General features: G+C 66.3%; 3 protein-coding genes and 1 pseudogene. All 4 read right to left on the minus strand.

Annotation, left to right across the window (positions count from 1 at the left end):
• A partial coding sequence (gene ilvD, locus FVW20_RS04405; RefSeq protein WP_196608456.1) for a dihydroxy-acid dehydratase occupies positions 1 to 1,419 on the minus strand: 1,419 nt, incomplete at its 3' end.
• Between the two features lie 298 nt (positions 1,420 to 1,717).
• Positions 1,718 to 2,608 carry a cell division protein FtsX gene (locus tag FVW20_RS04410; RefSeq protein ID WP_196608457.1) on the minus strand — a complete coding sequence of 297 codons (891 nt, stop codon included), beginning with the start codon at positions 2,606 to 2,608 and terminating at the stop codon, positions 1,718 to 1,720.
• Positions 2,609 to 2,763: 155 nt separating this feature from the next.
• A pseudogene (gene ftsE, locus FVW20_RS04415) lies at positions 2,764 to 3,453 on the minus strand (cell division ATP-binding protein FtsE); the annotation flags it as partial.
• A 348-nt stretch (positions 3,454 to 3,801) separates the two neighbouring features.
• Entirely contained in the window at positions 3,802 to 6,132 is a 2,331-nt protein-coding gene (locus tag FVW20_RS04420) for a vitamin B12-dependent ribonucleotide reductase (protein ID WP_196608459.1), read from the minus strand.
• Between the last annotated feature and the right edge of the window lie 500 nt (positions 6,133 to 6,632).

Raw genomic sequence — 6,632 nt, forward strand, 5'->3', positions numbered from 1 at the left:
CGTGCCGCCGCTGAAGCGGCCATCGGTGATCAGGGCCACGTCCGCGCCCAGGCCCATGCCCGCGATGGCGGCGGTGGGCGAGAGCATCTCGCGCATGCCGGGGCCGCCGCGCGGGCCTTCGTAGCGGATGATGATGGCGTCGCCCTTGCTGATCTTGCCGCCCATGATGGCGGCATGCGCCTCGCCCTCGGAATCGAACACCCGGGCCACGGCCTCGCGCACCATCATTTCCGGGGCCACGGCGGACTGCTTGACCACCGCGCCCTGCGGGGCCAACGAACCCTTCAGGATGGCGATGCCGCCCTGTGCCGAATACGGAGCGTCAACGGAACGTATTACATCCTGATTGAGCACGCGCGCGTTCAACTCGGCCAGGTTTTCGGCCAGGGTCTTGCCGGTGACGGTCATGACCGAGGTGTCCACCAGCCCCTTCCTGGTCAACTCCGCCATCACCGCGGGGATGCCGCCCGCTGCGTGCAGGTCCTGGATGTGGTGGTGCCCGGCGGGGGAGAGCTTGCACAGGTTGGGGGTCTTGCGGCTGACCTCGTCGAAGATGTCCAGCGTCAGGTCCAGCCCGGCCTCGCCGAACACGGCGGGCAGGTGCAGCACCGTGTTGGTGGAGCCGCCCAGCGCCATGTCCACGGCCACGGCGTTGGCCACCGCGCGCGGGGTGACGATGGAGCGCGGGGTGATGTTCCTTTCCAGCAGTTCCATCACCTTCATGCCCGCGTGCTTGGCCAGGCGCACGCGCGCCGCCGTCACCGCCGGGATGGTGCCGTTGCCGGGCAGGGCAAGGCCCATGGTCTCGGCCATGCAGTTCATGGTGTTGGCCGTGAACATGCCCGCGCACGAACCGCAGCCGGGGCAGGCGGTTTCGGTCATTTCGTCCAGTTCGGCCATGGTCATGTCGCCGCGCTGCACGCGGCCCACGGCCTCGAACACGCTGATCAGGTCGGTGCGCCCCGCAAGGGTGCCGCCCGCAAGCATGGGGCCGCCGCTGACCATGATGGACGGAATGTCCATCCGCAGCATGGCCATGAGCATGCCGGGCACCGACTTGTCACAGTTGGGGATGAATACCAGCGCGTCGAACGGGTGCGCCGTGGCCATGATCTCGATGGAATCGGCAATGATCTCGCGCGACGGCAGCGAAAAGTGCATGCCCTCGTGGTTCATGGCCAAGCCATCGCAGACCGCGATGGCCGGAAACTCCATGGGCGTGCCGCCCGCCGCGCGCACCCCGGCCTTCACCGCCTCTGCAATGGTGTGCAAATGCACGTGGCCGGGCACCACCTCGTTGGCCGCGTTCACCACGCCCACCAGGGGGCGCTCGATCTCCTCGCGCGTCAGCCCCAGGGCATGCAGCAGCGAACGGTGCGGGGCCTTCTCCAATCCATGGGTCATCTTCTTGCTGCGCATTGTCTGCGTCCTCTTGTTTGCCGAGAGTGCTGTTTTTGCGGGGGAGAGGAGGGGCGCTTTTGGAAAAGCGCCCCTCCTCTCCCCCGCACCCCCTCTCCACCCCGCAAAACTTTTATTTGGTCAAAGTATGAGGTGTTGGCGGGGCGATGAAGATTTTGAGGCAGCTGTGAACGGACGGCGTAAACCCAAACAAAAAGTTTTGGGGATGAGGGACCGGGGGAAGGGGAGAAGGCCCTTTTCCAAAAGGGCCTTCTCTCCTTCCCCCGAAAGTGCCTTGGGTTCTGAAAAACATGTACCCCTAGCGGCTGCGGACGGCAATCCAGCTGCCCAGGATGCCCATGAGCACGGGCACGGCCAGCAGCAGGGCGGCCTGTTCCGGGGGGGGCAGGCGCAGTTCCAGCAGCAGGGGCGGCACGTTGAGCGCGGTGCGGAAGCGCCAGTGCACCACAAGCAGCAGCAGGCAGGCAAGGCCTCCGCCCAGCAGGCCTTGCAGCGCGCCCGCCACCATCAGGGGCAGGCGGATGTACCAGTTGCGCGCGCCCACCAGTTGCAGGATCTCGATTTCTTCCCGCCGGGTGGACAGGGTGAGCCGCACGGTGTTGCCCACCACCAGCGCCAGCACGACGCCCAGAAAGCCCACGGTGGGCCAGATCACGAAGCGGCTGGCGGCGCGCCACGCCTTGCCCAGTTCGTCGCGCAGGGGCGAGGCGGCCACCCGCTCCACGCCGGGCATGTCCTTGAGAAAGGTCTGTGTGTCGGCGGCCCATTTTTCGGGGTCGGCCTCGCGCGGGGCAAAGGTCAGCAGGGCGGTGGGCGGCAGGGGGCTTTTACCGGACAGAAAGTTCATGTCCAGCGCGGCCTGCCCGGTCGTCTCGCCCATGCGGCGGGCCAGCGCCGTCAGCGCCTCGTCCGGGCTGTAGGTTTCAAGGCTGGCCAGCCACGGCATGTGACGCAGTTCTTCCCACTGCCCGCGCACGTGGGCCATGTCCGTGCCGGGGCGCCAGTACACCTGGTACACCGTTTCCCCGCGCGAGGCGCTGAGTTCTGCGTCCACCGTGGCCAGCGCCATCAGCAGCAGCCCGGACAGAAAGACCACCAGCGTAACCGCCGCCATGGACAGCAGTTGCGCCCACGGATGCAGAAAAAGGTCGGCCACTCCGCGGCCCAGCAGGCGGAAAAAGGTGCGCATCAGAGTGACAGCCTGCCGTCGGGATTGCCGGGGGCGCCGGAGCCGCTGTTGTCGTCGCCGGAACTGCCGGAATTTCCCGAACCGCCGGGAATGCCCGGCGCGTCCAGCCCGCAAGGGTCCGGGCCGTTTCCGCCGCAGCCCAGATGCAGGCCGCCGTCGGCGCAGCGGAACACCTCGCCCCCCGGCCAGTTGGCGTGGGTGATCATGCCGTCCTCCAGCCGCAGCAGGCGCGCGTCCGAATGGCGGCGGATGAGTTCCGGGCTGTGCGTGGCCAGCACCACGGTGGTGCCGTAGGCGTGGAACTGCATGAAGATGTCCATGAGCCGCAGCGACAGTTCCGGGTCCAGGTTGCCGGTGGGTTCGTCGGCCAGCAGCACCTGCGGGTTGACCACGATGGACCGGGCCACGGCCACCCGCTGCTGCTCGCCGCCGGAAAGTTCGCCGCCGGGCGTGTCCAGCCGGTTTTCCAGCCCCAGCGCGCGCACCACGGCGCGCACCCGCCGCCCGATGTGTTGCGGCGCAAGGCCGCGCACTTCCAGCGGCAGGGCCACATTGGCGTACACGCTGCGCTCCGGCAGGATCTTGAAATCCTGAAACACCACGCTCACCTGCCGCCGCAACAGCGGCACGGTGCGCCCGGAAAGGCGCGTCAGGTCGAAGCCCGCGACGGAAGCCGCGCCGCGCTGCACCGGCAAGGCCCCGTGCAACAGGCGCAGCAACGTGGTCTTGCCCGCGCCCGAAGGCCCGGAAAGAAACAGGAATTCGCCCTTTTCCAGCGAAAAGGACACGTTCTTCAGCGCCCAGTGCGCGCCGAAGGAATGGGACAGGTGGCTGACCTTGAGCATGCTGGCTGCATCAAAGCAAAGCCCACGCGACTTTGCAAGGGGCAAGGGGCAAGGGGCAAGGGGGAGGCAAGAGGGGGGCGGCGTGGCCGGGCAAGAAAACACGGGGGAGAGGAGGGGCGCTTTTACGGCAGCCGTTAGGTGAGCGCAACGCGCGAACCTTACGGATGGCGATCGCATAGCGAAAAGCGCCCCTCCTCTCCCCCGTACCCCCTCACCACCCCGCAAAACTTTTTGTTATTGGGTAGTAGCCCGCCAATGGAAAGTTTTGGGGGGTGGGGGTGCGGGGGAGGAGACCCTTTTCCAAAAGGGTCCCTCCCCCGCGAAAACGGGATTTCCCGACAGTTTATCCTACCCGCATTTGGTGAAGCCGCAGCCGGGGCAGATGTAGCAGCCTTCCTGGAACACCAGGTCTTCGCCGCAATCGGGGCAGCGCTGCCTGTCCAGTTCGTTCCCCGGGCCGTGGGGGGGCAGTTCGCCCTTCAGGTAGCGGTTTTCCAGCACCCACGAGATGGCGTCGGGGATGGAAAGCAGCAGGCCCTTCTTCTGGAACACCGGGTGTTCGCCGCCAATGCCCTTGAGCTGCTGGACGATGTCGCGCACCTCAACGCCCGAGCGCAGGGCCAGCGACACCAGGCGACCTATGGCCTCGGCCTTGGCGGTGATGGACCGGCCCGACTTGCCGATGGTGGCGAACACCTCGAAGGGCTTGCCGTTGGCCTCGTTGACGGTCAGGTACATGGCCCCCAGGCCCGTGGGCACCTTCTGGGTGAAGCCGTAGACGATGTCCGGGCGCTGGCGCACGGCGCTCTTGTGGTCGCCTTCGTCCTTGCCTTCGTCCTTCTTTTCGCCCTCGCCGGTGCACAGCACCTGCACGGCCTTGCAGCCGTCACGGTACACGGTGACGCCCTTGCAGCCCTGCTCGTAGGCCATCCAGTAGATGCCCCGGATGTCGTCGATGCTGGCCGAGTTGGGAAGGTTCACGGTCTTGGACACGGCGTTGTCGGTGTACTTCTGGAAGGCGGCCTGCATGCGCAGGTGCCACACCGGGGCGATGTCCATGGCGGTCACGTACACCCGGCGCAGGTCTTCGGGCAGGTGGTCCATGGCCTGGATGGTGCCCTTTTCGGCCACGGCCTCCATCAGCTTCCTGCTGTGGCTGCCGGTGTCGCGCAGGGCCGCCTCGAAGTGGGGGTTCACCTCCACCAGCCGTTCGCCGTCCATGACGTTGCGCGAGAAGCACAGCGCGAACAGCGGCTCGATGCCCGACGAGCACCCGGCAATGATGGACAGCGTGCCGGTGGGCGCGATGGTGGTCACCGTGGCGTTGCGGTAGGGGCCCATGTCGCGTTCGGCAAAGGTCGATTCCGCATAGGCCGGGAAGGGCCCGCGTTCCTTGGCCAGCAGCTTGGAGGCGGCGCGGCCCTCGTCCTGCACGAACTGCATCATCCGTTCGCCAAGGCTGATGGCTTCCTGGCTGTCGTAGGGAATGCCCAGCTGGTACAGCAGGTCGGCCCAGCCCATGACGCCAAGGCCGATCTTGCGGTTGCGGTGCACGGTTTCGGTAATGCGCTCCAGCGGAAAGCGCGAGGCGTCGATGACGTTGTCCAGAAAGCGCACGCCAAGGTGGATGACCCGCTTCAGTTCCGCCCAGTCGATGGCCTTTTCCGGCGAGGGATGGGGCAGGGCGCCGTCCTTGGGAGCGGGTGCCGTGGCGGTGCCGGGCACGAAGAACGCGGAAAGGTTGATGGACCCCAGGTTGCACGCCTCGTAGGGCAGCAGGGGCTGTTCGCCGCAGGGGTTGGTGGATTCGATCTCGCCCTGCTTCGGGGTGGGGTTGTCGCGGTTGATGCGGTCGAGGAACACGATGCCCGGGTCGCCGCTTTCCCACGCCTTCTGCACCAGCATCTCGAAGACCTTGCGGGCCTTCAGCCGTTCGCGCACCTGGCCCGTGTGCGGGGCCACAAGGTCGTATTCCTCGTCGGCTTCCACGGCCTTCATGAAGGCTTCGGTCAGCCCCACGGACAGGTTGAAGTTGTTGAATTCGCCGTCGCGTTCTTTCGCGCGGATGAATTCGATGATGTCCGGGTGGTCGATGCGCAGGATGCCCATGTTGGCCCCGCGCCGGGTGCCGCCCTGCTTGATCTGTTCCGTGGCGGTGTTGAAGATGCGCAGGAAGGACACCGGGCCGGAGGCCACGCCGCCGGTGGAGCCCACGCGCGCCTCCTTGGGCCGCAGGCGCGAAAAGGAAAAGCCCGTGCCGCCGCCGGATTTGTGGATCATGGCGGCGTGCTTCACGGCGTCGAAGATTTCCTCGATGGAGTCGCCCACGGGCAGCACGAAGCAGGCGGAAAGCTGGCCAAGGTCGGTGCCCGCGTTCATCAGGGTGGGCGAGTTGGGCAGGAACTTCCAGCCGGTCATCAGGTCGTAGAACTCGCGGGCCAGCGCGTCCGCCTTGTAGGGCGATTTCTTGTACTTGCCTTCTTCGGCGGCAATGGCCCCGGCAATGCGCCAGAACAGCGTGCGTGCGTCTTCCTGCGGGGTGCCGTCGGGTCCCTTGCGGTAGTACCGCTTGGCCAGCACGACCTTGGCGTTGGGGTTCAGGGCCACGTCGGGCAGGGCTTCGGGCGTGGCGGGCGGGGTGGGCAGAGTGGACTGGGGCTGGTTCGCTGGCGCTGTCATGTGGCTGTTTTCCGATGATATTTTTATAATGTGCTGAATTGCAAGGCGATTTTTTTCGTGGGCGCAGTTGTGACCACTCCGTGGTGTAACCCGGCCCGACGAGAAAATCCAGACTCTAGATTTTTTCCACAGTCAGTCGGTGAAAACGCCAACGTGGCGTAGGTACAGGGCGCGCGTATCGAAATACATTATGATGTCATTTCGTAATACGGCATAATAGGCCGTAATCACGGGCGGAAAAAAAGATGCAGCAAAGCGGTGGGTGGGGAAAACGAAGGGGACAAGGCCGCAGAAGTGGTGGGCGCGATCAGGCCGGAAGGCGGGGAGTTGGGCCGGGGGCTGCGCGTGCGCGGGGTATCCTGCGGGCGGGGGCTTGCGCGTGGAAGGGCATGTCGGACGCGTGGCGCCTGGGCGCAGCGGTGCTGTCGGCACCTTGGCTGCGACGCGCGCCTGCGCTGCGTGTCACGTTGCGTGCCGAGGGTCGTCGGGGCCGCGTGGCT

Source organism: Nitratidesulfovibrio oxamicus, from assembly GCF_015731765.1.
In the GTDB taxonomy this organism is placed as follows: domain Bacteria; phylum Desulfobacterota; class Desulfovibrionia; order Desulfovibrionales; family Desulfovibrionaceae; genus Cupidesulfovibrio; species Cupidesulfovibrio oxamicus.